This is a genomic window from Vreelandella lionensis (assembly GCF_002087295.1).
Taxonomy (GTDB): domain Bacteria; phylum Pseudomonadota; class Gammaproteobacteria; order Pseudomonadales; family Halomonadaceae; genus Vreelandella; species Vreelandella lionensis.
The window spans coordinates 66537-92768 of sequence record NZ_MWVI01000097.1 but is presented as its reverse complement, the minus strand read 5'-3'; the positions used below and the strand labels follow the sequence as shown (position 1 = coordinate 92768).

14 protein-coding genes, 4 tRNA genes and 11 pseudogenes are annotated in these 26232 nt (G+C 57.8%); 16 read left to right on the top strand and 13 right to left on the bottom strand.

Annotation, left to right across the window (positions count from 1 at the left end; all coding sequences use genetic code 11):
- Positions 1-72 precede the first annotated feature (72 nt).
- The 3 genes and pseudogenes from B4967_RS15705 (at position 73) to B4967_RS15695 (ending at position 2365) form a co-directional block, all read left to right on the top strand.
- Positions 73-666: a single-stranded DNA-binding protein gene (locus B4967_RS15705; protein WP_083026239.1), complete on the top strand. Its 594-nt coding sequence runs from the start codon at positions 73-75 to the stop codon at positions 664-666.
- 74 nt (positions 667-740) lie between these two features.
- Complete coding sequence (locus tag B4967_RS15700; RefSeq protein WP_083026237.1) at positions 741-1634, top strand: sugar nucleotide-binding protein; 894 nt, start codon at positions 741-743, stop codon at positions 1632-1634.
- Between the two features lie 47 nt (positions 1635-1681).
- Positions 1682-2365: pseudogene (locus B4967_RS15695) on the top strand (lysophospholipid acyltransferase family protein).
- Between the two features lie 61 nt (positions 2366-2426).
- On the opposite strand, the gene fabB reads toward B4967_RS15695, so the two are convergent.
- Both fabB and fabA read right to left on the bottom strand, forming a co-directional pair.
- Positions 2427-3644: a beta-ketoacyl-ACP synthase I gene (fabB, locus tag B4967_RS15690; RefSeq protein ID WP_083026236.1), complete on the bottom strand. Its 1218-nt coding sequence runs from the start codon at positions 3642-3644 to the stop codon at positions 2427-2429.
- 12 nt (positions 3645-3656) lie between these two features.
- A pseudogene (gene fabA, locus B4967_RS15685) lies at positions 3657-4174 on the bottom strand (3-hydroxyacyl-[acyl-carrier-protein] dehydratase FabA).
- Between the two features lie 270 nt (positions 4175-4444).
- On the opposite strand from fabA, the gene B4967_RS15680 reads away from it, so the two are divergent.
- A complete protein-coding gene (locus tag B4967_RS15680) occupies positions 4445-6283 on the top strand; it encodes a putative bifunctional diguanylate cyclase/phosphodiesterase (RefSeq protein WP_083026233.1) in 1839 nt (612 codons plus the stop codon).
- Here B4967_RS15680 and B4967_RS15675 read toward each other — a convergent pair whose 3' ends face one another.
- The 8 genes and pseudogenes from B4967_RS15675 to B4967_RS15640 form a co-directional block, all read right to left on the bottom strand.
- Complete coding sequence (locus B4967_RS15675; protein WP_083026231.1) at positions 6284-6811, bottom strand: DUF2878 family protein; 528 nt, start codon at positions 6809-6811, stop codon at positions 6284-6286. It lies immediately after the preceding gene.
- Positions 6812-8081 (bottom strand): annotated as a pseudogene (locus tag B4967_RS20535) (class I SAM-dependent methyltransferase).
- Positions 8078-8843, bottom strand: a pseudogene (locus B4967_RS15665) (DUF1365 domain-containing protein). The pseudogenes B4967_RS20535 and B4967_RS15665 overlap by 4 nt, the downstream one beginning before the upstream one ends.
- Positions 8840-10191 (bottom strand): annotated as a pseudogene (locus B4967_RS15660) (NAD(P)/FAD-dependent oxidoreductase). Before B4967_RS15660 ends, B4967_RS15665 begins: the two co-directional pseudogenes overlap by 4 nt.
- Positions 10188-10974: pseudogene (locus B4967_RS15655) on the bottom strand (SDR family NAD(P)-dependent oxidoreductase). The pseudogenes B4967_RS15660 and B4967_RS15655 overlap by 4 nt, the downstream one beginning before the upstream one ends.
- Positions 10975-11039: 65 nt before the next feature.
- The gene (locus B4967_RS15650; protein ID WP_083026229.1) at positions 11040-11471 is read right to left on the bottom strand and encodes a nuclear transport factor 2 family protein; all 432 of its coding nucleotides are present in this window, start codon (positions 11469-11471) and stop codon (positions 11040-11042) included.
- A 101-nt stretch (positions 11472-11572) separates the two neighbouring features.
- Positions 11573-12985, bottom strand: a pseudogene (gene phrB, locus B4967_RS15645) (deoxyribodipyrimidine photo-lyase).
- Between the two features lie 33 nt (positions 12986-13018).
- A pseudogene (locus tag B4967_RS15640) lies at positions 13019-13939 on the bottom strand (MerR family transcriptional regulator).
- Positions 13940-14629: 690 nt separating this feature from the next.
- On the opposite strand from B4967_RS15640, the gene B4967_RS15635 reads away from it, so the two are divergent.
- Positions 14630-15532 (top strand): TIGR01777 family oxidoreductase, encoded by a 903-nt coding sequence (locus B4967_RS15635; RefSeq protein WP_083026227.1) that lies wholly within the window; start codon positions 14630-14632, stop codon positions 15530-15532.
- A 25-nt stretch (positions 15533-15557) separates the two neighbouring features.
- Here the strand turns inward: B4967_RS15635 and rapA are convergent.
- A pseudogene (gene rapA, locus B4967_RS15630) lies at positions 15558-18504 on the bottom strand (RNA polymerase-associated protein RapA).
- 113 nt (positions 18505-18617) lie between these two features.
- Complete coding sequence (locus B4967_RS15625; RefSeq protein ID WP_062373735.1) at positions 18618-19421, bottom strand: TlpA disulfide reductase family protein; 804 nt, start codon at positions 19419-19421, stop codon at positions 18618-18620.
- Between the two features lie 66 nt (positions 19422-19487).
- Here B4967_RS15625 and B4967_RS15620 point away from each other — a divergent pair, with 66 nt between their 5' ends.
- Positions 19488-19736, top strand: coding sequence for a hypothetical protein (locus B4967_RS15620; protein ID WP_044630330.1), 249 nt, complete (start codon positions 19488-19490; stop codon positions 19734-19736).
- Positions 19737-19883: 147 nt separating this feature from the next.
- Positions 19884-20144: a hypothetical protein gene (locus B4967_RS15615; protein ID WP_062373733.1), complete on the top strand. Its 261-nt coding sequence runs from the start codon at positions 19884-19886 to the stop codon at positions 20142-20144.
- A 17-nt stretch (positions 20145-20161) separates the two neighbouring features.
- On the opposite strand, the pseudogene typA reads toward B4967_RS15615, so the two are convergent.
- Positions 20162-21967: pseudogene (gene typA, locus B4967_RS15610) on the bottom strand (translational GTPase TypA).
- Between the two features lie 185 nt (positions 21968-22152).
- Here typA and B4967_RS15605 point away from each other — a divergent pair.
- The 9 genes and pseudogenes from B4967_RS15605 to rplK all read left to right on the top strand — a co-directional run bounded on the left by B4967_RS15605 (position 22153) and on the right by rplK (position 26231).
- Positions 22153-23137 (top strand): annotated as a pseudogene (locus B4967_RS15605) (biotin--[acetyl-CoA-carboxylase] ligase).
- Positions 23134-23973 carry a type III pantothenate kinase gene (locus B4967_RS15600; RefSeq protein WP_083026225.1) on the top strand — a complete coding sequence of 280 codons (840 nt, stop codon included), beginning with the start codon at positions 23134-23136 and terminating at the stop codon, positions 23971-23973. Before B4967_RS15605 ends, B4967_RS15600 begins: the two are co-directional and overlap by 4 nt.
- A 127-nt stretch (positions 23974-24100) precedes the next feature.
- Positions 24101-24184: transfer RNA gene (locus B4967_RS15595), tRNA-Tyr, on the top strand.
- Between the two features lie 106 nt (positions 24185-24290).
- Positions 24291-24363 (top strand) — tRNA-OTHER (locus B4967_RS15590).
- Positions 24364-24378: 15 nt separating this feature from the next.
- Positions 24379-24453, top strand: a tRNA-Thr gene (locus B4967_RS15585).
- Between the two features lie 150 nt (positions 24454-24603).
- Positions 24604-24679 (top strand) — tRNA-Trp (locus tag B4967_RS15580).
- A 72-nt stretch (positions 24680-24751) separates the two neighbouring features.
- Positions 24752-25135, top strand: coding sequence for a preprotein translocase subunit SecE (secE, locus tag B4967_RS15575; RefSeq protein ID WP_083026223.1), 384 nt, complete (start codon positions 24752-24754; stop codon positions 25133-25135).
- Positions 25136-25143: 8 nt separating this feature from the next.
- Entirely contained in the window at positions 25144-25677 is a 534-nt protein-coding gene (gene nusG, locus B4967_RS15570; protein ID WP_083026221.1) for a transcription termination/antitermination protein NusG, read from the top strand.
- Positions 25678-25799: 122 nt separating this feature from the next.
- Positions 25800-26231, top strand: coding sequence for a 50S ribosomal protein L11 (gene rplK / locus B4967_RS15565; protein ID WP_083026219.1), 432 nt, complete (start codon positions 25800-25802; stop codon positions 26229-26231).
- Position 26232 lies beyond the last annotated feature (1 nt).

Genomic DNA, 26232 nt, shown 5'->3' with positions numbered 1-26232 from the left:
CGCTCACCTGCTAAAAACCAGCAGGTAGCGACCTACTCAGTTATTTGTCCGATTACGTAAAGGAGCGACCTCATGGCGCGCGGTATTAACAAAGTTATTTTGATTGGCAACCTGGGCCAAGATCCTGAAGTGCGATTCACCCCTTCTGGCACGGCGGTAGCAAATTTAAACCTAGCCACTTCCGATACCTGGATGGATCGCCAAAGTGGCCAGCGCCAGGAGCGCACCGAGTGGCATCGCGTGGTGCTATTCAACAAAACCGCTGAAATCGCCCAGCAGTACCTTAAAAAAGGCTCAAAAGTGTATATTGAGGGCCGCCTGCAAACGCGCAAATGGCAGGACCAGAACGGTCAAGATCGTTACAGCACGGAGATCGTGGCTAACGATATGCAAATGCTGGATAGCCGTGGCGGCGACTTCCAGGGCGGTGGAGCCCCGCAGGGTGGCTACGCTCAGCAGGCCCCGGCTCAGCAAGCGCCTCCTCAACAGAACTATGGCCAAAACCAGCCCCAGCAGGGCGGCTACCCGCCTCAGGGTGGGGCTCCTCAGCGCGGTGGACAGCCAGCGCTGCAGCACCCGCAGCCGGCACCGAATAACCAAAACAACAGCTATGGCGCCCCCGATCCGGGCAATTTTGATGATTTCGACGACGAAATTCCGTTCTAAAAAGACCTTACACACGTTCGTCGATGCGTGGCGCAGTTGCCGCCACGGTTTTGGGTTGAGTGGGAGAGGCTGTCTTGAAGCTGCTGATACTAGATGCCGGGCACTGCTTAAGTTTAGCGCTAGCCCGTGAAGCGAGCCGGCGCGCGGATACCGAGCTAGTCATTGAGCAAGGCCTTGCTGTTTCGCCGAGTCAGCTACAGGCGATAGCGCCCGATGCGGTGCTCATTCCCCCGCTGGCGCACGCGCTGAGCATGACGCCCGCCGAGGTGAAAGCCCATGCGGATGCCGTTGATCGCTGTGTGGATGCCTGCCAAGCCCAAGACGTGGCGTTGGTGTGGTGTGTCTCGGATCAGCCCTATGAAGAGGGATTTGATATCCCGATTGATGAGCATGTCGTGCCTGCCCCACGTGATGAGTGTTTGCGTCGATTGGTGCAAACAGGCGATCGTACCCGTGCCGAATACCATCGCCATCTGATTGTGCGCTTAGGGCCGCTGTTTGCGTTGGAAGGTAGCCACGCCTGGCTGAGTGAAATTATCGACAGCTTTATCACGGGGCAGACGGTGCGCGCAGCAGAGGACGTAGTGTTTTGCCCCACCTCTGCCGACGCGGTCGCCATGGCGTTGATTGGCATGCTACAGCAGCAGGCCTGCGGCGCTGACGCCTGGGGAGCCTATCACTTGGCGGGCACTGAGCCGGTCAGTGCGTTCACTTTTACATCAATGGTGCGTACTCAGCTGGCCACTCACCTAGAAGGGCGTGGCGAACATATTGATTTAGGGGAGATACAGGCCCTTAATCATCATCACGACGCCAAGCTGCGTCGGGTATTAAACTGCCGTCGAGTGTTGGATGTTTTTGGTGTGCATCAAAAACCTTGGCGGCTGGAAGTGGGACGCATGCTGGATGCGTGGTGCTTAACCCGTGACCAGCAGCGTGATGACGTTGGGACAGGAGAATCAGTTTGATCAATGTGGTGCGCAGCCTGGTGTTCTAAGCGGGTTATTTTACTGCCATGCTGCTTATTGGCGTTCTGTTTCTACCCATCGCGCCGTTTCTGCCGTTGGCGGGTCGCTATCGATTGTTAAACCTCTATAACTACTTTTTGGTGGTTTGGTTTCGCATTGCCTGTGGCGTGCGCTATGACATTCAGGGGCGAGAGATATTCCGTCAGGGCCCTGCGTAATTCAGGCGAACCACCAGTGCGAGTGGGAAACCGTATTTCTGCAGGTAATGAAGCCGCCGGTATGTACTGTGCTAAAGCAGGAGCTACTGCGCTTTCCCATCTTTGGTTGGGGGCTGCGTCTGCTACGCCCGATTAGTCTTGATCGCTCAAAGCCAGCCCGCGCCATGAAGCAGGTACTTACTCAGGGTGTTGAACGCTGAGGCACAGGCCTTTCCGTGCTGATTTTTCCCGAAGGTCCTCGCGTTTCCCCCGGCGTGCGTAAGCGCTACAACAAAAGCGGTAGCGTGGTGTCGTGCCGTGCAGGTGTGCCAGTCCTGCCGGTGGCACACAACGCTGGTGAGCGCTGGCCTGGGCGGCACTGGGTAAAGCATCCAGGTGTACTGCGGGTGCGCATTGGAGCGCCCATTGAGACCTCCGGGCGTACGCCCGATGAAGTCTTGGAAGATGGTAGGGGCTTGGATAGAGGGTCAGCTACAGGAAAGTTCAGAGGTGCCACGGCCAGCGTCTCGCTAATCGTTTTATAACGCAAAACGGCGCCTCGAAAGGCGCCGTTTTTATGCTGCTTAAGTGCTGATCAACCGTTATAGCGCTGGAAGACTAAGCAAGCGTTCGTACCGCCAAAGCCAAAGCTATTAGACAGCACGCGGTCGATGGTGACGTTATCGCGACGCTGGGTCACAATATCGAAGCCATCGGCCTGCTCATCCAGCTGATCAACGTTTGCCGAGGCAGCTACAAAATTGTGCTGCATCATCAACAGTGAGTAGATGGCTTCTTGTACGCCTGTTGCTCCCAGGGAGTGGCCCGTTAGCGACTTGGTCGAGCTCATAGCAGGCGTTGAGTTGCCAAACACATTGCGGATGGCCTTCAACTCAGCCACATCACCAACCGGCGTAGAGGTGCCGTGGGTATTGATATAGTCGATATCGCCCTGCACGGTCGCCATCGCTTGGTGCATACAGCGTGTAGCACCTTCGCCAGAGGGAGCCACCATGTCGTAGCCATCAGACGTTGCGCCATAGCCCACCAGCTCGCCGTAAATCTTCGCGCCACGAGCTTTGGCATGCTCCAGCTCTTCAAGCACCAGCATGCCGCCGCCGCCAGCGATCACAAAGCCGTCGCGCGCCTGGTCGTAGGGGCGAGAAGCCTTGTCAGGCGTGTCGTTGTAGTGGGTGGAGATGGCGCCCATTGCATCAAATACGCGCGAGAGCGTCCAGTGCTCCTCTTCGCCACCACCCGCAAACACCACAGCTTGCTTGCCTAGCTGGATCTGCTCCATGGCATTGCCGATACAGTGAGCTGAGGTTGCACAGGCGGAAGAGATTGAGTAATTCACACCTTTGATTTTAAACGGCGTTGCCAAGCACGCAGACACTGTGCTGCCCATGGTGCGGGTAACACGGTAGGGGCCTACGCGGCGTAGGCCTTTCTCGCGCATGGGGTCGGCAGCTTCAACTTGGTTGGCGCTTGATGCACCCCCCGAGCCTGCAATCAGCCCCGTTCGCACATCAGAAGCCTGGGCTTCAGTTAGCCCGGCGTCTTCGACTGCTTGAGCCATGGAGACATACGCATAGGCTGCTGCGTCGCCCATAAAGCGGTGCAGTTTGCGGTCGATTAACGCGTCCAAGTCGATATCAACGCTGCCTGCTACATGGCTACGGAAGCCACGCTCAGCGTACTCTTCCTTAAAACGAATACCGCTGCGCCCGTTTTTGAGCGCGTCTAGGACCTGTTGCTGGTCGTTGCCTAAGCACGACACGATGCCAAGGCCGGTGACTACCACTCGTCGCATGGGAGCCTCCTGTTAGAAATTCGCAGTGGAGGTGAATAGGCCAACGCGCAGGTCATTAGCCTGGTAGATGTCGCGTCCGTCAACGGACACAGTGCCGTCGGCAATGCCTAGGATAAGCCGACGAGTAATAACGCGCTTCATATTAATGCGATACGTCACTTTTTGTGCGTCGGGCAAAATTTGGCCGCTGAACTTCACTTCGCCACAGCCTAGCGCACGGCCACGGCCAGGATGGCCAAGCCATCCCAGATAGAAGCCCACCAGCTGCCACATCGCATCAAGCCCTAAGCAGCCGGGCATCACGGGGTCTCCTGGGAAGTGGCAATCAAAAAACCACAGATCAGGTGTGATATCCAGCTCGGCGATCAGTTCGCCCTTGCCATGCTCACCGCCTTCTTCGTGAATGTGCTTAATGCGATCAAGCATCAGCATGTGTTAGGAGCTGGCAACTGTGCATTGCCGGGGCCAAATAGTTCGCCGCGCGAGCATGCCAGCAGTTCTTCGCGATCAAAGGCATATTGCTTGGTCACTGAATCGTTCCGAGTATGAAGATGGTTGTTGCGCCTAGTCTACTTCCCGAAACCGCTGAATGCACGTCGCGGGCGGCTTATCGTAACGTTCTAACACTTTTTAATGGGTTGCCGATAACCCAGGTTACCTTATTGTGCTGTTCGGATTAGTGAATTCGCCCAATAAACGGTGTATTGACGTAATATGCTCTATCCAAGATTTTAGTGAGACGGCATGATGTCGTCATCGTTTATTTTTATTAGTGACTGATTAGGACAACAAGAATCGCCATGTGGCTGCCTGTCTCTCTTAATCGCCCGTTGGTATGGGTGGCGCTGATGGCGCTACCTGCCTGCGTGTGGATCCCCGATGCGGCGCTGCGTATGGTCGCGGCTAGCTTCGTTACTTTAGGCTTGTGGGATGCCTGGAACCAAGTGCGTCAGCAGCGTCTACGCCTGCGTCTTTCACAGGATGCGTTGGGGTTGTCTGGTGATGCGATGGTCATTAGTGATGTCCAAAACCGTGTGCTAGCGGTGAATCCGGCGTTTACCGAAATTACCGGTTATGAAAGCCAAGAGATGATAGGCCGAAAGCTAGACACCCTGGCGGCTCAGCGCCATGACAAAGCGTTTTATGAAAACTTTTGGAGCACCCTAAAAGCCACTGGGCGGTGGGAAGGCGAAATGTGGAACCGTCGCAAACATGGCGATGAGTACCCTGAATGGCTCAAAGTGCGTGCCGTCACCGACAAGCGAGGCAAAATCACCCACTTTATCAGCTGGTTCTCCGATATTTCGGCACAAAAAGCTCGTGAGAACGATTTAAGACGTATCGGCTATGAAGATCCGCTAACAGGCCTACCTAACCGGCGTCGCTTGCATGACTTAATGGCGTCCAGGCTGCGCCACCTGCGTGCAGGTGAAAGCTTGGATATGGCGCTGATTGATATTGACGGACTTAAGTCGGTTAACGATAGCTTAGGCGTTGAGCAGGGCGACCGGCTGCTGGCTCGATTTGCCCAGCGGCTCACCAGCTATATGGCGGGAAGCGGAGTGGGGCGGCTGGGGGGTGATGAGTTTATGGTGATTCGCACCACCACCTTTGATGACCACGACAAGTGGCTAGGGAATCTGCGCGACCATATGTGCAGCCCCTTCGAGATTAATGAGCAGTCGCTGCGATTAGGCCTCACCATTGGTAGCTGCCGTGCGCCGGAAGATGGTCAAGATTCCAGCGTGCTGTTTCAGCGTTTAGAGTCAGCGCTTTACAGCGCCAAGCGGCTGGGTCGCAACCACAGCCTGCGGTTTCGCCCCGCGCTGGATAAGCAGGATAATCCCCAATTAGCATTAGTCAGCGACCTGCGTGCCGCGCTGATCTCCGGTGACCAGTTAGAGCTTCACTACCAAACCCAACACCATCCCGGTAGCGGTGAGTTGGTAGGTATGGAAGCACTGCTGCGCTGGCGTCACCCCAAAGGTGGCATGATATCGCCGGGAGAGTTTATTCCCCTGGCCGAGCGTCACGGCTTGATGGCAGAGTTAGGCAGTTGGGTGATCGAAAAGGCCTGTGCTCAGCAAGCGCACTTGCAAAATAGCGGCATGCCGAAGACCACTGTTTGGGTCAATATCTCTGCCCTTCAGCTCTTTCAGGGCGATCTAGAAACCCAGCTTGCCACCTGTCTTGAGCGTTACCAGCTAGAGCCGTCACAACTTGGTTTGGAGCTGACCGAATCGGTGTTACTAGACGAGCGAGCAGGGGACATGGGGCCACGTCTGCAGGCACTAAGAGAGCTTGGCTACTCAATCGCTATTGACGACTTTGGCACCGGTTACTCGTCGCTGGGGTATTTGAAGCGGCTGCCAGTAGATAAAATTAAATTAGATCGCGCTTTTATCAGCGAGTTGCCCAACGATCAGGCAGATGCCGCGATTGTTACAGCGGTACTAGCCATGGCAAAAGGCATGGGGCTGGAAGTGATCGCCGAAGGAGTCGAAACCCAGGCCCAGTGTCAGTTCCTGGTAGAAACAGGCTGCACCCTGGTACAAGGATTTTACTTTGCTAAACCGATGCCCGCCGCCGAGCTTGAGCAGCGCTGGGCACCGCTACCGCAGGCAGAAGGCGCACATTAATTAATCACTAGCGGCTAAACGCTGAATGTAACGGCTGATGCCCCAGCAGAGCGCTGCCCAGATGACGGCCGGTGCTGGAAGGAGCCACGGTGCCAAGCTAACGTTTGCCAGCGCTGCACCGCCTAAGTAAGAGAGCGGCCCGCTAACAGCACCGCCCACGGCGGCAACTAGTGGGTAGCGCCACAGCCAAGCCAGGGAGTGAAATACCAGGGTGGCGAACAGGGGCCACAGCATCCATAACCACAGCGGCAATAAACCCGCTATTAACGTCTGCTCGCCAAAATCAAAACCGCCCGCCAAGTGCAGCCCGCCGTCTAACACCAGCCCCAGCAGGGCAAAAGCTGCGATAAAGCGCCATTCTCCTGGCTGGGCGCAGCGCCAGAAATGCCAGCCAAGCAGTACCGCCCCCGTTAGCGCGGCGACCCAGGAGCCGCCCAATACGCACAGCAGCCAGCCGGCTTCAAAACGCAATGCGTTGAACAGCATCATGCGCAGCGGAGTTTGCCGTGGCGCAGGCTGTGCAGCCATTTACAAGGCTCCGGTAAGCGGCACGGGCTTAGCTGCGGGCTTTGCTAATAGTAGGTGGCAGGTGCCGATGGAGCGCTCAATAAAGCCCCCTTCGCAGTAGCACAGATAGTAACGCCACATGCGAATAAAGCGCTCATCGTAGCCCTGGTTGCGTACTTGATCGAGGCTCGCCTCAAAGCGGTGGCGCCACTCCCGTAGCGTACGCGCATAGTGCTGACCAATCTCGTCAAGGGGGACCACGTTCAGCGACGTTTTACGCATCACGCCAGAGAGCATAGCGTGGTGGGAGGGCAAAAACCCGCCGGGGAAAATGTAGCGTTTGATAAAGTCCATATCCCGCTTGGCCTCTTCAAAGCGCTGGTCACGAATGGTGATCGCCTGCAGCATGGCCTGCCCTATCGTCGGTCAGCAGGCTGTCCACCTTCTCCAGATACGTATTGAGATACTGGTGGCCAACCGCTTCGATCATCTCCACGGAAATCAATCGGTCAAAACGTCCGGTGAGTTCGCGGTAATCCTGCTTAAGCAGGGTGATTTTATTTTCCAGCCCCTCTTCTTTGATGCGCTTGGCCGTATGCGCGTGCTGCTCTTCGGAAATCGTGGTGGTGGTGACGCGGCAGCCACGCGTCTTTGCCGCGTGTATGGCCAGCCCGACCCAGCCTGTGCCAATTTCCAGCAGGTGGTGCTCAGGCCGCACATCCAGCTTTTCTAGCATGATATCGAGCTTGTAGGTAGAGGCCTCCTCCAGGCTGGCTTCCGGATAGGGGAAAACGGCGCTGGAGTACATCCAGTGGCGTTTATCCAGGAACGTCGCAAACAGGTCGTTACCAATATCGTAATGGGCGGCGATATTGCGCTTAGAGCCGGACAGGCTGTTGCGCTGGAAACGGTAAACAAGCCCCAGTGGCCAGCGGGTAAAGCGCGCGCTACCGTTCTCCATATTGCCGTTGCAGTGCTCCAGGTTCGCCGCAAATAGGCGCACCAGAGCCACCAAATCATCGGCATCCCAATCGCCATCCATATAGGATTCCGCAGCGCCGGCCGTGCCGCCAAAGGCAAGCCGTTTCCAAGCGCGGGAGTGTCGGATCACCACGGTCACCTGGATTTCTCCCTCCTGGCCTAGGTGGTGGCATTGGTTGCCTTCAATCAGCGTAATTCGGCCGCCGCGAAAGGCACCCAGCTGCGCCATTAAGCGCGGCTTTAGCCAGCGGGTGAAGCGATCTTGACGCGCTGGCTGACTGTTGGGGGGTGTGGTACGCAGGGTGGTCACTTTGAAGTCTCCTTGCGCTTAGGGTGGTTATAAACGGGGATGCACTTAAGCCATAGGCGAAGCGCTTCAAAATGGATTCCCGCGACCGTTTTCAGACTCATCCAAGGGTGCTTGGCGAGGGTTCCCAGCAGCACATCGCGCGTGGCGGGCGCTGCCTCAAGGGTGAGCGTGGCATCAAAATGAAGCTGCTCGTGCTGCCAGTTTTCCATGTGTAGATAGAGCTGCTCGCCGGGGGCCGTTGAACTTCCAGCGGTAAGTCATCTCCATGGGATTAAACGGCGATACGTGCATCGCTTTGGCAAAGCTTGCCTGATGGGTATGACGGCCAGTCTCAACGTGGCAGGCGTAGCAGGTGCGCTCTCGCCAGGGCATATTGGTGACTTCGCCTAATACAGCCGCTAGGCGGCCATGCTCATCGTAAGCGTAATACATCGTAATCGGGTTAAACATCGTGCCCAGGATGCGTAGCTGGGTCAGCATGCAGATCCGCCCGCTGGGAGCGCTGCCCAGCTGGCGGGTTAGCTCTTCACGCACGGCGGTACGCAGTGGCCGGTCAGTAGGGGCCAGATAATCTTCGCGGCGAAAGCGTGCCAGTGCAGGCCTGCGGGCGCTAAACCCAGGCACGCCGTCGAACAGCGTCGGCAGCCCATCAAGGTCGAGCCAGGCCATCCACACTTGGTAGCTAAATGCATGAGTCTTTGGCGTAAAGCGGCGGTGGCGTAGCGCACCGCGATAGATGCGCGAACGCGGCGCGGCAATCATCCCAGCCCCCCCCCCACGCTATTAGGCATCAGTTCATGCGCAGGTAGCGCGGTAGGCGTGGCAGGTGGCTCTGCTGCTTCATCGCAGCCGAGCGCCTGCGCCACGCGTAGCGCGCTCCAAACGCCGTCTTCATGAAAGCCGTTGCGCCAATAGGCACCGCAAAAGTGAGTGCGTCGCGCTACGGGCGAAATTTCATCGTGGCGCATTTGCGCCGCTTGGCCCGCCAGGGTGAACTGGGGGTGGGCGTAGGTGTAGCGTCCCAACACCTTGGCAGGGTCGATGCTGTCTGAATCGTTGAGCGTGACGCAGAAGGTGGTATCCGCCTCTAGGCATTGCAAGATATTCATGTTGTAAGTCACTGAGACGCGCTCATCGACACCTCGCCCGTCCAAGCGGTAGTTCCAGCTTGCCCAAGCGCGCTGACGCCGGGGTAGCAGCGCTGTGTCGGTATGCAGCACCACCTCGTTATCCTGGTAGGGCATCGCCGATAGAATATCGCGCTCGTCAGGTGTCGCATCGCCTAACATGGCCACCGCTTGGTCGGCGTGGCATGCCAACACCACCTGATCAAAACGCTCGCTGCCTTGGGCGGTTGTAATGGTCACGCCGGTATCGCTACGAGTAATGTTGGTCACCGGTGTATTCAGGCGAATACGTGCGGCATAGGGAGCGGTCAGCGCCGGAATATAGCGCTTTGAACCGCCTATCAAGGTGTACCACTGGGGGCGGTGATTCACCGACAGCAGCCCGTGGTTACGGAAAAAGGCGCACAAAAAACGTCAAAGGAAAGGCGCGTAAGGTCGCCGAAGCTGGCTGACCAAATGGCAGCTCCCATGGGGAGTAGGTAACGGCGCTGAAACGCCTCTCCATAGCCGTGTTGGTCAAGGTTCTCACCCAAAGTCATGTCGGCAGGTAGCCGCTTGCTCTCAAGGTCGGCCGTGGCCTGCTTGTTAAAGCGCAAAATGTCGCTGAGCAGGCGATAGAACGAGGGGTTGAGCAGGTTGCGCCGCTGGGCGAACAACGAGGCTAGCGTATGGCCGTTGTACTCAAAGTCCACATCCGTCTCGTGAACCGAAAAGCTCATTTCAGTGGCTTGGCTGGGCACGCCAAGGGTGGCCAGCAATCTCTGAAAGTGCGGGTAGGTCCAATCGTTGAAAACGATAAATCCAGTGTCGATGGCGTAAGGCGTGCCGTTCACCGCAACGTCCATGGTGGCGGTGTGGCCCCCCAGCCGGCTATCGGCTTCAAACAGAGTCACCTCAGGCTGACTGGAGAGGTACCATCCGGCAGCCATGCCGCTAATGCCGCTGCCGATGATAGCGATGCGCTGTGACGCTGAGGCGCTCATGAGTGCTCCTTGGTTTGCCGCGTCATACGCGGGCCAATCCACCGCCGCAGGGCAGGGGGTAAAATGCCCAAGCATTTCACGATATAGGTGAAGCGCCGTGGAAAATGAATATCCAAACGTCCTTTTGCGAGCCCAGCAATAATTGCTTCGGCAGCTTCATCGGCAGTGACTTGCATGGGCATGGGAAAGTCGTTGCGGTCGGTAAGCGGCGTTTTCACAAAGCCTGGGTGAATCAAGCTCACGTCAATCCCTTCCTGGTGAAGATCAAGGCGCAGAGACTCCAAGAAGTAACTCACGGCGGCTTTTGAAGCCCCGTAAGCCTCCGCGCGGGGCAGCGGCAGATAGGCCGACGCGCTCGAGGTAGCGGCCAAGCGGGCAGGTTTGCCCTCTCGGCGGGCGGCACGCAGTAGCGGGAGTGCGGCTTCAACGCCGTAAAGCGTGCCAAACAAGTTAGGAGTAAAAACGCGCTCGACTAGCGCCATATCGAAGTGTCGGGCATCCAGGTACTCACAGGTGCCGGCATTGAAGAGCGCAATGTCTAATGCGCCCAGCCACTCTGCGATCTGTTCCCCCGCCGCAAGCACGGCTTGATGGTCGCTCACATCCAGCGGCAGCGGGTAAGCGTTGCTATGACCATCGCAAAGGGCATTGAGCGCCTCTTCGTTGCGGGCGCTCAGAACAACGCTGTGGCCCTGGGCGATGAACTGCTTGGCCAGCGCCTCCCCAATACCGGAGGTAGCACCGGTTAGCCAAATGCGTTGGGGCGTTTTCCCATGTGCTCATCCTGCTCTCCTATAGCGGCCTGTTAGCACGCAACGGGCGTGCACATAAACGAGGTCACCCTTTTTTCAACTAAGGCGTTGCTTTAACCAGCGTATGACGCGCCCCATGATAGGAAGGTGCTCATACAGCATGGCGCCAGCGTCAAAGTAGTCACGGGCGCGCGATACTCTCCCGTCCTCTTCAAACGTTAAGGCGCTGCAGCCTTCAACACGAATCGGCTTGCCACCCGCCAAGCGTGGATGAACGAACTCCATTGTCCATGTCACAAAGGCCTGATTCGCTTGTCGTTGCTGCGAGTGATAGGTGAAACGGCCGCGTTCAACGTTCTCATACATCGTGGCGAGATAGCGCTCAAGCGCGTCTCGACCTTCAATGTGATGCAGCGGATCGTTGAAAACAACACCCTCAGTATATACCTCGTATAGTTTTTCTGTACAGGTATTGTCTAGTTTATTAAAGAAGGCGCAAAAGTTGGCCAAGGCTTGATCGTTGTTCATCACGGATTCCTTGCCTGGTTGCGTTGCGTGTTGGGGAAGAGGGACGCGATAGTTGCAGAATAGCGGCGGGACGCCGCTATGGAGAGGTGCTGAGGTTAACGTTATTTGGAGAGCGCTTTGAAGGCATCCAGCGCCCGCTGGCGAGCCGCTTTGTGGTCAACGATGGGCGCTGGGTAGTCAATCGGGTTGAGCATGTCCTGAGGCGGCGCATGGCGCGCTTTGGCAGGCAACGTCTTGAGCTCGGGTAGCCACTGAGCAATAAATTCGCCGCCTGGGTCGAAGCGCGTGGATTGGGTCGTGGGGTTGAAAATGCGGAAGTAAGGTGCCGCATCGGTCCCCGTTGAGGCTTCCCACTGCCTGCCGCCGTTATTGGCGCAAAACTCGCCATCGACCAAGTGGCGCATAAAAAAGGCTTCGCCCCGCCGCCAGTCAATCAGCAGATGCTTGCTGAGAAACATGGCCGTAATCATTCGCAGGCGATTGTGCATCCAGCCGGTCGTCACTAGCTGGCGCATGGCGGCATCCACAATCGGATAACCGGTGCGGCCTTCGCACCAGGCGGCAAACCCTTCGTCGTCATCCCGCCATTGCAACTGCTTGGTGTGCGCTTGAAACGGCTGGTAGCGGCATACCTGAGGAAAGCCGACCGCTACATGCTGATAAAACCCGCGCCAGATGAGTTCGTTTACCCAGGTGGTAAGGCCTGCATCGCCATCGGCAAGGTGCCCGCCGTTTTCGCTCATGACCGCTTGCAGGCACTGGCGGTGGGAAATAACGCCCAGCGCTAAGTAGGGCGAAAGCTCGCTCGTGCCGCGCACCTTAGGAAAGTCACGCTGATCTTTATAGTGACGACCCCGAAAGCGTAAAAAACGCTCAAGGTTATCGCTGGCAGCATTTTCACCCGCAGGCCAGAGACGCCCATCCAGCGGCTCATCATCTAGCGTTGGCAGTGCTGGTAATGGATCACTGTCAATGGCTAGCGGTGACTGCACGCTGGGCGTGTCGCGCAGGGCTAACTGCTCGGCGGTAACTTGCTTGTGCCACGCTTTTGAAAACGGCGTGAAGACGCCGTAGTAGTCGCCTTTGCCTGTCTGCAAGGTACCGGGGGCAAACGCCACCGCGTCGTGATGGCCTTGGGCGGTAATACCGGCCTGCTGAAAAGTCTCCAGCACCGACTGGTCGCGGCGCTGCTCGTTCAGCGGATACTAATAATTGAAGTGGAGCTGCTTGATGCCATGCTCGCGGGCAACCTCTAAAAGCGCCTTGGGGGCGTCGTCGAAACGCCCAATATCGCGATGCAACAGCGGAATATTCAAGCCATTGAGCGAGGCCTTAAGCGCGCTAACACCACGCGCCCAGAAATCGAGCTTATTTGCGCCGTGGCCGTGGTCACGCCACTGCTCAATGCTACGCAAAAAAACCGCCACTACCGGCCCTTTGGCGGCAGCGGCGGCGAGTGCGGCATTGTCATGAATACGTAGATCACTGCGAAACCAAACAAGCTGCAGGTTCATGCAAAGCCCTTAGGTTGGCGACTTTTCGTGCGCTTAAAGAATGCCTGATTCACGCAGCAGAGGGCGTAGTCGGGCGATCGCCTGGGGTAGATCGTCGCCCAGCATATGAACAGGACCGTCGCGCAGATCGTTCTCACGCAGGCGCGCGACTTCACCGCATACGCCGATAGTCACGCCCAGCGCTTCAGCGGCTTTGGGTAGCGCTACGCGAATATAGTTGTCGCATTTCCCGCTGGCCGCTAGAGAGCAGAACCATTGAGGAGTGCAGGCGAGACACCGCTTGTGCAAGGTCTTCGAGTGCCAGCGAATGATCAAACAGCTGGACTCGGTAGCCCTGCTCGCTGGCCATCAGTGCACTCATCAGTACCCACAGCGGGCCTGGGTCATCGGGCATGGCGCTGAGCAGAATCAGCGGGCCGCGGGTTGCCTGGTTGGCGTAGTGCAGGCGAGTACCCACCTGACTACGCAAAAAGGCCTCAAAGGTGCGGCGCACCAAATCATCTGGCTGCGCCGCCCATTTAGCTTCTAGGGTTAGAATGACGGGCTGCCACAGCTCGTTAATCGCCACGCTTAGCGGATAGAGCGCTAGGCTTTGATGGTAGAGCGCTTCCAGCTTGGGAAGGTCGACGGCTTCAATGACCGCCAGAAGCTGCTGGCGCTGGCTAGACCAGTCCCCGCATCTGGGGCGGGGGCCTCTACCGTTTCGGGCTGGTCAAGCAGGTCGGCGACCTGGCTGACCGGCACGCCTCGGTTGAGCCACTGGAGAATGCGTTCAATACGGCTGATATCGTCCTGGGCATAGAGCCGGTGACCCTTAGGGGTCCGCTGGGGGCGAATTAATCCGTAGCGTCGCTCCCAGGCGCGCAGGGTGACCGAGTTCACACCCGTTAAGCGGGAAACTTCCCGAATCGGATAGAGCGGGGTATCGGGTGGGTGGGTCGCCTTGTTGCTCATGGGCGCCATTGCCTCTTGGTTGCCTGCGGCAAATGCCGCAAGGGTCTGTCAATAATTGCGGTGGCCGTGTTGTCGCACCAGTTCGGCGCTAGGCCACTTAGTCGTGTAGCGATTTGCTGAATAGCACCTAATCGGTTAGATAGGTTCACGCTATTATAGGCACCTTTGTACAACTTGTGGCTACTAGGTACAACCTTTGCTGTGTCCCTTTGGGTGTGGCCTCGCGTTAGCTTCCATTAGACCGACCGGCCTAATAATGCCTCTCCCAACTCGTCACCGGAGAGCCATGCATCCTCCACGCGGCTGCCACGAAAGCTGCCGCCGTATAGCCATAAACCGCGCTCGCTGTATAAGAATGACTGACTGCCCGCAGCGCTTTTGCCTGGGGAGGCGGCGCGCTGATCACCACATGATCGAAGTGGCCATACTGTTCAGTCGGCAACTTTGCTCGCAAAGGTGGGCGCGGTGGAGGGAGTGAAGGTTACACTTGCCGGTTCAGCCATAAATCCTCGCGAGTAAGGTAGTGCTCAACTAAATTTATTGTAGCAGTTATGTATAAGTATTGTACAATTAAGCGCTATGCAACGTGCGCGACGGTGCGGTGACCACTTTTTGATATCAACCATCTGATGGATCAGTCGTGGCGACTACGCTGGCGCAAGTGACGTCCAACGCCAAAGGAGTGACACCATGCGGGTATTAATTACCGGGGGAAGCGGCTTTGTAGGCCAACGGCTCTGCCAACAGCTCATTGCCCAGGGGCACGATGTACAGGTGGTATCTCGCACGCCCCACGACGTGCGGGGAAAACTACCCAAGGCATGCGATATCCGTGATAGTGCCCAAGCCTTTGTGGATACACCGCCGGATGCGTTGGTAAACCTAGCGGGGGAGTCCATCGCGGCAAAGCGCTGGAGCGCCGAGCAGAAAGAGCGGCTGATTCGTTCACGGGCGGAAAGTACTCAGCAGCTGATTGCGCTCTGTGAGCAGCTGGCGGCCAATGGTCAGCCCTTACCGAAAGTGATGGTGAGCGGTTCGGCCATGGGCTACTACGGTGATCAGGGCAGCAAAGTGGTGGATGAATCCACCACGCCCCATGACGAGTTCGCCCATCGGTTGTGCGCTCAGTGGGAAGCGGCGGCCAAGCCCGTGGAGACGATGGGCATCCGGCTGGCGATTCTGCGTATTGGGCTGGTGCTCGAAGCGGGGGGCGGTACACTGCAGAAAATGCTGCCGCCGTTCAAACTCGGCCTAGGCGGGCGATTTGGTGATGGTCAGCAGTTCATGCCCTGGATTCACCGGGATGACTTGGTAGCGGCGATTATGTTTCTGATCAACGAGCCGACCTTGTCAGGTGCCTTTAACGGCAGCGCACCGCATCCGGTGACCAACGCCGAATTCACCCAAGCGCTGGCCAAGCAGCTGCATCGTCCGGCCATGTTTCCGGTGCCCGCTTTTGTGCTGAAAGCGGGCTTTGGGGAGATGTCACAACTGCTGCTTACCGGTGCGGATATGCGCCCGGCGCGCTTGAGCGAGGCAGGCTTTCATTTCCAATACCCGACGCTGAAGCAAGCGCTGGCGGCGATTTTATAGCGCCACCAGCGGGTACTTGCCTAGTTCAAGCGGTCGGGTCGACGGTGATAATGACCCGTACGGAGTCAAGCCGCAGGCGGGTATTCTCAATCGCGCTGCTCAGTGCTTGGCGCTCCTGTTTCAGCGCTTCCAGCTCTTCGCTGCGTACTGCCGGATTGTGCTCTGCCAGCGCCGTCAGGCGGGCCCGCTCGGCATCCAGTTGGGCACGCATACGGGTTTCAGCGGCCTCAACAATGCTCGGCAGCTCCCGTTCGGCTTCTCCTTCCCCTTGTGGGAGGAGTTCGCGTAGCTGGTCATGGCGGCGTTTGATCAAGTCCCGTGCAAGCGAATTGTTCACCTTCTGCAGATTTTTGCCCAGCCCGGTGAAGGAGATCTTGCTGGTCAGGTTAGCCCCTGATTCATCCAACAGTACCCGCACGGCGGTGGGTGGCAAAAAGCGGTTCAGGTGCAGCGATTTGGGTGCCGGGCAGTGGGTGCGGAACACCAGTTCCGCCATTAAGCGCCCGCTGGGGATCGCTGGGTGGCGCAGCAGCGCCAGCGCCGTGTTGCCCATGGTGCCGTCGAGAATGCGGCCCATCATTTCGCGCAGCAGCGGGTGTTCCCAGGAGAGCCGCTGAACATCATCCCGCGCCAGCGCCTGAGTGCGGCTATAGGTGGCGGAAAAGCCCTCTTCGCCTTTTACCAGCCCCGGCAGGCCATCCAGCATATGCTGGCTGGGCTGAAGGTGGAGCAGGCCATTGCCGATCTCCTGGCTATCGACCCCGAAGATATCCAGCGCGCGCTCCACGTAGCGGGGCAGTGCCGGGTCCTCGTCCAGCTCGCGTACCGCCTCAATCACCTGCTGTGCTCGTGCTGGGCGGCAAGCATTAAGCTCCAGCAGGCGGTTGCGACCCGCATCCCGTTCGGACAGCTTGGCAGTGAACATCTCGCGCGTCTCTTCGCTAATCTCGTCGAGCGCTTCATCGTCGAGCAGCGCCTCGGCCAGGGCATCGCCAAAAGCACCGAACAGGTCGCTGCCCACCCCATGGGGCGCGCTGAAGGCATCCATACCCTCGTGGTACCAACGCATCAGACGCTCGCTGGGGCTGCCGGTGAAGTTGGGCACGTGCAGCTCGATGGCGTGGCGCTGGCCGATCCGGTCAAGGCGGCCAATACGCTGCTCTAGCTGGTCGGGGTGCTGCGGCATGTCGAACATGACCAGGTGGCGGCAGAATTGGAAGTTACGCCCTTCGGAGCCAATCTCAGAACACACCAAGACCTGGCAGCCATCCTCTTCATCGGCAAACGCGGCGGCGGCTCGGTCGCGCTCGACGAGCGACAGCCCTTCGTGGAAGACCGGCGCATGGTAGCCGCCCAAGACCCGCAGGCCCTCCGCGAGCCCTTCGGCGGTTTCGCGATGGTGGGCAATGACCAGTACTTTGTCGTTGGCAAAGCCCGTCTCGCTGTCGTCGCTGAGTTTTTCCAGCAGCCAGTTGACGCGGGGGTCGATATGCCACCAGGACTCGGTGTTCAGCGGATCGTTGCTTAACTCGCGGTACATGGCGTCCGGGTAGATCAGTACGTCCGGGTGGTCCATGCCGGTTTCGATCAGCAGCTCGTCCAGGTAGTCGTCGTCGCGCTCCAGGCGGCGCAACACGCGGCGGTAAGCCGACGGCAGCTCCAACTCGGCCAAGTGCAGGCGGCGCTCAGGGAAGCCACCCACATGGCGGCGGCTGTTGCGGAACATCACGCGGCCGGTGCCATGGCGGTCTAACAGCGCATCGCGCAGCTGGACGCGGGCGGCGTCCTGCTGCTCAGGGCTTGCCTCTGGGTGGCACAGCGTGGCGAGCAGCGCTTGGCTATCTCGGTCGTCGGCTACGGCGGCGACGCGTTCACGGGCGCTCGCGGTCTGGGGCAGTTCCTCGAGAGCATCGATGGCCTCGGCCACCGCCACGTAGTGCTGCTCCTCCTCTTTGAAGCGCTCGATATCGTGGTAGCGCTCGGCATCCAGCAGGCGCAGGCGCGCGAAGTGGCTCTCCAGCCCCATTCTGTTCTGGCGTGGCGGTGAGCAGCAGCAAGCCCGGGATCTCAGAGGCGAGCTGTTCCACGCACTGGTAGCCGGGGCCGCTGCTTTCTGGGCTCCAGTCCAGGTGATGCGCTTCATCGACAATCAGCAGGTCGAAGCGGCTGGCCAGGGCTTGGTCCTGGCGATGAATGTTGGCGAACAGCCAGCCTTGGCTGGCCAGCACGAGCTGGGCGCTCTCGAACGGGTTGGCGCTGCCGTGGGCTTGGCTCTGGTGCTCGTCCAGCAGTGTCACGTTTAGTGAGAAACGGCGCAGCAGCTCTACCAGCCACTGGTGGGTCAGGCTGTCGGGCACCAGAATCAGCGCGCGCTCTACCCGGCCTGCCAGCAGCAGGCGGTGGAGAATCAAGCCCGCCTCAATGGTTTTGCCCAGGCCTACCTCGTCGGCCAGCAGTACCCGCGGCGCATGGCGTCCGGCCACTTCGTCGGCGATATAGAGCTGGTGGGGAATGAGATCAATACGTGGCCCAGCAAAGCCCAGCGCGCTGTGCTGCTCAATGCGCTGATAGTGGTGCAGCGTACGAAAGCGCAGATCAAACCAGTCGTTACGGTCTACCTGACCGGTCAGCAGGCGGTCACGGGCTTGGTCAAACTGCATGGTGTCGGCCAGCTTCGCCTCAGGCAGTTCGCGCAGGTTGCCTTCGCTATCTTCACCAATGTAGGTGATCAGGCCGCGGGTCTCTTTGCTGTCATCAACGATCATCTGCCAGCCGTCGGCAGAGAGCACGCGGTCGCCGCTGCCGAACATGACGCGGGTGAGCGGTGCTTGGCGGGTGTTGTAGGTACGGGTTTCCTGGCTGGCACTGAACAAGATGGTAACGCTACGGGCGTCGCAGTTAAGCACGGTGCCGAGTCCAAGCTCAGCCTCGCCGTCGCTAATCCAGCGCTGGCCGGGAGAAAAATCGCTCATGATGCCTCGAGGAAGTCGTCAAAATCGGTCGTACGCCGCTGGGCAGGTCACCAGTGGCAAACAGGGCGGGGGATTCTAACGCAAAGCAACGGGGGTATTAAGGTCTATCGTGGTCAATCGCTTAACCAGCGCTCTAACTGTGCTCGAGTGAGCTCTCCCACATGGACGTCCAGCGTCTTGCCTGTCTGGTCAAATAGCACAGTAGTGGGGAGGCCTGGGGCTTGAAACTGGGCCATTAGGGTTTGCTGTGGGTCGCGCAACGGGTAGCGAAAGCTCAGCGACTGCTCGTCTAGGTAGCGTGCGATAGGTAGTAAGTCCTCGCCCTGATTGGCCACCACGACAGTAACGCCCTCGCGCTGGTCGGCCTCTTCCAGCAGCGGCATTTCACGCAGGCAGGGGGGACACCAGGTGGCCCATAAATTCACGATAATGAGCTCATCTTGATTCGTCAGCGAGGAGAGACTAACCGCGTTTCCATCGAGGTCTTCCAGGGTGACGTCGGGCAGTGATGCCACGGCAAATTGCTGGCCTAGCGGGGCCAGCGTGACCAGCACCAACCAGAGGCTAACGGCCCCTACCGTCATGGCGAGTCCGCCGATCATCGCCAGCAGACGTGCACGCAGTGTCCAGCCGGTCCACAGTAAACCGGCAAGTAGTCCACCCAGCGCGTGATAGCCCGGCTGCCACACTTTTAGGGCGTCGAGCGGGGTAGCGCTATAACTCTCCCAGTTAAGGGCCACAAACGCCACGCGTGCCCCCAGTAGCCACACCACCAGCAAGCCATTAAACCAACGGCCATGCTGCTTAGCGGGCAGCCCCAGCAGGTAGCGACTACTGACAAGCAGCAGCAGTGCACAGCCAAAGGCATAGAGGCGGGGTGTGGAAATCAGCAGTGGACCGAGAGCAATGGCATTCATAGTCGTTCCGATAAGCAGGTACACTGGGCCACCATACCATGCACGCTTCACATGACGGAGATGTCGATGCCGCAATCCTCTTTTGACACCCTGCGCGCCCTGGCCATAGGTACCCAGGCACTTGGCCTGGCGCTCATCATTACCCTCGAAACCGTCCTCGGCGACGCAGCACGCCCCTGGCAGGGCGGTGTGCTGGCCGCTATGGTGGCGTGTGCACTGGTCATTGCGCTGGTGCGTATGTACCGCAACAAGCGCCGCCAGAAGCGCTTGGCAGAGCGACTAGACGCGTCGGCGTCAGAAAACCACGAGTGTTAGAAACCGTTGCTTGTGTTTTTGGCGTGACGGTTCCAGATTAAGCCCGGCTTATTCATGAGGCCGACCTGATAACGAAGATAGCGAATGGTATTCTCTTGAAAATTCAGTGTGTTCCGCCAAGAACCTGAACCAAGAGAGCCATCCGCTATGGGTGAAAGCCTATCCATCTGGACGCCCTCATGCAACGGCGATGCACGCGGCATGACGCCCCTGGTCCAGGACCGGCCGTCTCAAGCCACGCTGTCGCGGCTGCTTGGACGGCCGCAATTGATTCCAAAGAGCTATAAGAAAGCGGGAAAATTCCAGCGTTTTGGCATTACTCAACAGCCACTCGCGCTGAAGATGCGAATCCTGATAAGCAATGCCAACAGCCAGTACCTTCAGACCGCTCAATCAGCGCCCTCGTGAATGAGGCGGGGGTAGCTTTACTTTTTGCTAGCGCGCTTACGCTCGTTTTCGGTCAGGTGCTTCTTGCGCAGGCGGATGTGGCTGGGCGTGACTTCTACCAGCTCATCGGAGTCCAGGAACTCGATGGCTTGCTCAAGGGTAAACTTGATCGGCGGCGTTAGAACGATGTTCTCATCGTTACCGGTAGAGCGCATGTTATCGAGCTTTTTACCCTTGGTCGGGTTCACCACCATGTCGTTGGCACGGTTGTTAATACCGATCAGCATGCCCTCGTACACTTCGGTCGCGTGGTCGATGATGAGCTTGCCGCGCTCCTGAAGGGCGTACAGTGCGTAAGCCAGCGCTTTACCGCCTACCATAGACACCAGCACGCCGTTACGACGCTCGATAGACGCATCGGGCTTCAGCGGGCCGTAGTGGTCAAAACGGCTGGTCAGGATGCCGGTGCCGGAAGTTAGCGTCAGGAACTGGCCAGGGAAACCGATCAAGCCACGCGCCGGGATAATGAAGTCCAAACGAACTCGGCCTTTACCATCCGGGTTCATGTTGGTCATCTCACCTTTACGGTAGCCAAGCTCTTCCATGATGGAGCCCTGGTGCTGTTCTTCACAGTCGATGATGACTTCTTCGTAGGGCTCTTGCTTAACACCGTCGATCTCTTTGATGATAACTTCCGGACGGCCAACGGCCAGCTCGAAGCCTTCACGACGCATGGTTTCGATCAGTACCGACAGGTGCAGTTCGCCACGGCCAGAGACTTTGAATTTCTCGGGTGTTTCGCCTTGCTCGACGCGCAGGGCGACGTTGTGAATCAGTTCCTGCTCCAGACGATCTTTGATGTTACGGCTGGTGACGAACTTGCCATCTTTACCCGCGAATGGCGAGTCGTTGACCTGGAAGGTCATAGAAACGGTCGGCTCATCAACAGACAGCGGCGGCAGCGCTTCAACGGCGCTCGGGTCACACAGAGTGTCCGAGATGGCCAGGTCTTCGATGCCTGTGATGCATACGATATCGCCCGCGGTGGCTTCGGTGGTTTGAACTCGCCCAAGGCCCATGTGGGTCATGACCTGACCGATTTTGCCTTTCCGAGTCGTACCATCAACACTGATGACTGAAATCTGCTGGTTAGGCTTCACAGAACCGCGCTTAATGCGGCCAAGACCGATAACGCCGACGTAGCTGTTGTAGTCCAGGCAGAAATCTGCATCTGGAAGGGGCCATCAACTTCAACTTTCGGTGGCTCAACGATGTCCACAATCGCTTGGAACATCGGGTCCATGTTGTCGGCCAGCGCTTCCGGATCCATACCAGCAATACCGTTCAGCGCCGAGCAGTAGATAATCGGGAAATCGAGCTGTTCGTCAGTGGCACCCAGGTTGTCGAACAGATCAAAAATCTGGTCGATAACCCAATCAGGGCGTGCACCGGGGCGGTCGATTTTGTTAACCACCACGATCGGCTTCAGGCCCTGGGAGAAGGCTTTCTGGGTAACGAAGCGGGTTTGTGGCATCGGGCCGTCTACGGCGTCAACCAGCAGCAGAACCGAGTCCACCATGGACATAACACGCTCAACTTCGCCACCGAAGTCGGCGTGCCCAGGGGTGTCCACGATGTTGATGTGGTAGCCCGTACCATTTACCATCCTGCCACTGAATAGCGGTGTTTTTGGCCAGGATGGTAATACCACGCTCCTTCTCCTGGTCATTAGAGTCCATGATACGCTCTTGGCCTTCGGCCTTACGGTCGAGCGTGCCGGACTGGCTTAACAGTTTGTCTACCAAGGTAGTTTTACCGTGGTCAACGTGGGCGATGATGGCAATGTTGCGAAGATTCTCGAATCACGACGCGATCCTGCTGGAAAAATAGGGCGGCATTATAGGGTCTGGGGGCGGTCCACTACCAGCGCTGTCTTAAATAAAGCAGCAAGTCAATAACCTAAACGCGGCAGTTTTCGCTGTTGTGACGCTTCCGTTAAGATAGGCGTTTTCCCAGTTGGGGCAAGCACATGACCATCGGTAACCTGATGCGTTTGTTGAGCGATGGCGAAGTTCATTCCGGTGAACAATTAGGCGAAGCGCTGGGCGTTTCCCGAGCCGCCGTGTGGAAACAGCTAAAAAAATTAGAAGCGCTGGGCGTGGAGCTGGTCGCCGTGAAAGGGCGTGGCTACCGGTTGGCACATCCGTTGGAACCGCTAGACGGTGCCAAAATCGTCGAGCGGCTGCCTGCCGATGCTCGCCACTTGTTGGCACGCTTATTTGTTGAAGATCAGCTTCCTTCAAGTAACGAGTACCTGCGCGAGCGCTTTTCACAGGGGGCCGGGCCATGGCGAGGTGTGCTTCGTCGAGCTGCAAACTGCCGGGCGCGGTCGCCGTGGACGAGTGTGGTCGACCCCCTGGGGGCAGAGCCTAATGGTGTCGACAGGCTGGCGCTTTGAGTCAGGCATTAATGCCCTGGAGGGGTTAAGCCTAGCAGTCGGCGTGGTGGTCTCTCAGGTGCTTGAGCAGTATGGCGTATCGCCCAAGCTAAAGTGGCCTAACGATGTACTGCTGGCCGAGAAAGGTGATGAGTTAGGTAAGTTGGCTGGTATTTTGATTGAAGTGACCGGTGATGCGGCAGGCCCTTGTGAAGTAGTGATTGGCATGGGCATGAACCTGTCGTTACCGGATAGCTTGCGGGCCACCATTGACCAGCCGGTGGCGGCGCTGTTTGATGCCAAGGCAGGTATTTCCCGCAACCAGTTGGCTGCCGATATGGTGTCGGGGCTGTTGGGTATGCTGGCGGGCTTTGAAAACAGTGGCTTTGCGCCTTGGCTTGATGCGTGGAATCAGCGCCATGCTTATGCAGGCCTACCCATCCGAGTGATTCAAGGTGAGCGCTCAAGCGATGCTGTGGCGGGAGATGTGGATGAGAGTGGTAACCTGTGGGTTACTGAAAACGGTCACTCGCGACGCCTATCGGGCGGTGAGATCAGCGTACGTAGGCGCTTATGATTTTGGATTTGGATATCGGCAACACGCTGTCGAAATGGCGGCTTAAAGATGCCGAGAGCAGTGAGATCCGCTCGCGAGGTGCCGTGTGGACACGGGAAGAGTGGCGCCCGGGGGCGGATATTCCCGACCTGGATGTCGTCGAAGCCGTGCGGATATCCAGTGTGGCCAGGGCTGCTGTGCTGGATGAGACTGTGACGTTGCTACGCCGTCAGGTGCGTCACGTTTATGTGGCGCGCTCAACGCCAGAAGCGCTCGGCGTGGTCAATGGTTATGAAGAGCCGGGCCGGTTGGGCGTTGACCGCTGGATGGGAGCGCTGGCGGGCTACCAGCTGGCGGGTGGTTGCTGCGCGGTGGATTGCGGTAGCGCCATTACCATTGACTTCGTACTACCTGGCGGTGTGCACCTGGGTGGTTTCATTATTCCCGGCCTGCGGCTCATGAAAGAGAGTCTGAAGCTAGGAAAGCGCAACGTCGCCATCGACCCGGAAAGCGAAGCCGATGCATTGCTAGAGCCAGGGCGGCGCACGGTGGATGCTGTGAATCACGGTATCTATATGGCAGCCGTCAGTGCGATTAACCGTATCTATAGCGAAGTGTGTGACCAGCAGGGGGTGGCGCTACCAGTGCTGCTCACCGGTGGTGATGCCAGAGTCGTTTCCCGCGGTGTGCAGGTGCCCCATGCGGTATGGCCCGATATGGTATATGGCGGGCTTGAGGCCAGTTTTCCGCTCACCTTTGCCGAACGGGCGGGCAAGATGTCAGGTGCTCCTCGGGTTCCAGAACCGGTATCATTAGAAAAAATTCGCGCAGGCCTTGCATTCTCGATGCTTCTTTGACAGAATGCAGCGCGTTCCAGAGCGGAAGCTGCGCTTAAGAAGGCGTTGCATCCAGCAGGCTTTGATAAATAAAGAGTTTGCAGGCTTGACACCGTTTTGGAGGCTGGCATAATGTGCCGCCACAGCTGGAGAGGTTCCCGAGTGGCCAAAGGGAGCAGACTGTAAATCTGCCGCGAAAGCTTCGAAGGTTCGAATCCTTCCCTCTCCACCAGTTTCATCAAGCGCTGATTTAATCAGCGTTTGGCAATGAAAAGCCGGTAAGCGGGCATTAGCTACTGTTTCTCGTGCAACGGATTGTCATTCTATAGGCAAGTTCGGCGGGCGTAGTTCAATGGTAGAACCTCAGCCTTCCAACTGATGGTGCGGGTTCGATTCCCGCCGCCCGCTCCAGTTTGATGTGGTTTGGCTCATGTAGATCAGGGGGAGAGCACACCCTTGGTAAGGGGGAGGACGACGGTTCAGTTCCGTCCATGAGCTCCATATTGCGGAAAAAGCGAGCGAAGCTCGCTTTTTTTGTCTCTGCCCTTCGGTGGTTTGGGAAGGGTAAAAGTAAGGGTTGTCAGGCGGAGGTTTCTCCGCTATTATGGCGCCCGCTGTTGCGTAGGCGTTTGCTTGCGTGCATGACGATACAGGCCAGTAGCTCAATTGGCAGAGCAGCGGTCTCCAAAACCGCAGGTTGGGGGTTCGATTCCCTCCTGGCCTGCCAACCTTCCCCAGGTTGGTATGTCTTTTCTAGAATTCCTTTCTCGCTCGCTGCACCCTTAGGAGTCTCGTTTTTATGAAGCCTAGTTCCGTAAAACATGGCGCAGAGGTGCAACAGGCGCGCCATGACGGGCTCAAGTGGGCGGCGGTTGTGGCGCTGCTTGTCGTTGCAGTCGTTGGTAATACCTATTTCGCCGATATTGGCCTGCTCTACCGCGTCTTGGGTGTGGTGGTGTCGTGTGCGCTTGCTGGTTTGATCGCCTTAACAACCACAAAAGGTCGGGTTGTAGTTGAGCTTGCCATAAGCGCCAAGAAAGAGATTCAGCGCGTTGTATGGCCGACCCGCCCTGAAACCATTCAGACAACCGCCATTGTGCTGGTAGCTGTGTTGGTGGTGGGTCTGATGCTGTGGTTGATCGATACTCTTCTTGGCTGGGCGATGTCCGGCGTCAGTGGTTAGGAGCATTCATGTCCAAACGTTGGTACGTGGTCCACGCTTATTCCGGGTTTGAAAAGCATGTCATGCGCTCGCTTATCGAGCGTGTGAAGATGTATGGCATGGAAGATCGCTTTGGCGAGATCCTGGTGCCGACGGAAGAAGTGGTTGAAATGCGCGACGGTAAGCGGCGTAAGAGTGAGCGCAAATTCTATCCCGGCTACTTTTTTGTCGAGATGGAAATGGTAGACGAAACCTGGCACCTGGTGAATGAAACGCCACGCGTCATGGTATTTATTGGTGGTACCAAAGAGAAACCCGCCGCGATTACTACCCGCGAAGCCGAAGCAATTCTGCGTCGTGTGAAAGATGGTACCGACAAGCCGCGGCCCAAAACTATGTTTGAGCCGGGTCAGTCTGTCCGCGTTATTGATGGTCCGTTTGCTGAGTTCAACGGTGTCGTTGAAGAAGTGAACTACGACAAGAGCCGCCTGCAGGTCAGCGTACTGATCTTTGGGCGTGCGACGCCTGTTGAGCTTGAATTCTCTCAGGTAGAAAAAGAGTAAGTTCATAATATTGCAGGGTGGGGCGGAGTGCGTGCCACTCTGGATTCATGTAAAGCAGCCCAGCGCTGCTTTACGCGTACCGGGGAGCCGTCAGGCGCTATCACCCAACTGGAGTATTTACCATGGCCAAGAAAGTACAGGCTTACATCAAACTGCAGGTTGCTGCAGGTAAAGCCAACCCGAGTCCGCCCGTAGGCCCCGCGCTGGGTCAGCACGGTGTGAACATCAGGGAATTCTGTAAGGCGTTTAACGCTGCCACTCAAGAAATTGAGCCAGGTTTGCCGACGCCTGTCGTGATCACTGTCTACTCTGACCGTAGCTTCACGTTCGTCACCAAGACACCGCCGGCTGCCGTTCTGCTGAAAAAAGCAGCGGGCATCAAGTCTGGTTCTGGTGAGCCGAACAAGAAGAAGGTTGGTACCGTGACTCGCGAGCAGCTCGAAGAGATCGCTAAGACCAAAGAGCCGGATATGACGGCTGCTGATCTCGACGCCGCGGTGCGCACCATCGCTGGCAGCGCTCGTAGCATGGGCTTAAACGTGGAGGGTCTCTGAT

Bases quoted from the DNA above. Each gene is read 5' to 3' on its own strand.
- nusG (WP_083026221.1), top strand. From the start codon at position 25,144: ATGTCCAAACGTTGGTACGTGGTCCACGCTTATTCCGGGTTTGAAAAG.
- B4967_RS15675 (WP_083026231.1), bottom strand. From the start codon at position 6,811: ATGGCTGCACAGCCTGCGCCACGGCAAACTCCGCTGCGCATGATGCTG.
- B4967_RS15635 (WP_083026227.1), top strand. From the start codon at position 14,630: ATGCGGGTATTAATTACCGGGGGAAGCGGCTTTGTAGGCCAACGGCTC.
- secE (WP_083026223.1), top strand. From the start codon at position 24,752: ATGAAGCCTAGTTCCGTAAAACATGGCGCAGAGGTGCAACAGGCGCGC.
- fabB (WP_083026236.1), bottom strand. From the start codon at position 3,644: ATGCGACGAGTGGTAGTCACCGGCCTTGGCATCGTGTCGTGCTTAGGC.
- B4967_RS15650 (WP_083026229.1), bottom strand. From the start codon at position 11,471: ATGAACAACGATCAAGCCTTGGCCAACTTTTGCGCCTTCTTTAATAAA.
- B4967_RS15600 (WP_083026225.1), top strand. From the start codon at position 23,134: ATGATTTTGGATTTGGATATCGGCAACACGCTGTCGAAATGGCGGCTT.
- B4967_RS15680 (WP_083026233.1), top strand. From the start codon at position 4,445: ATGTGGCTGCCTGTCTCTCTTAATCGCCCGTTGGTATGGGTGGCGCTG.
- B4967_RS15705 (WP_083026239.1), top strand. From the start codon at position 73: ATGGCGCGCGGTATTAACAAAGTTATTTTGATTGGCAACCTGGGCCAA.
- B4967_RS15615 (WP_062373733.1), top strand. From the start codon at position 19,884: ATGGGTGAAAGCCTATCCATCTGGACGCCCTCATGCAACGGCGATGCA.
- B4967_RS15625 (WP_062373735.1), bottom strand. From the start codon at position 19,421: ATGAATGCCATTGCTCTCGGTCCACTGCTGATTTCCACACCCCGCCTC.
- B4967_RS15620 (WP_044630330.1), top strand. From the start codon at position 19,488: ATGCCGCAATCCTCTTTTGACACCCTGCGCGCCCTGGCCATAGGTACC.
- rplK (WP_083026219.1), top strand. From the start codon at position 25,800: ATGGCCAAGAAAGTACAGGCTTACATCAAACTGCAGGTTGCTGCAGGT.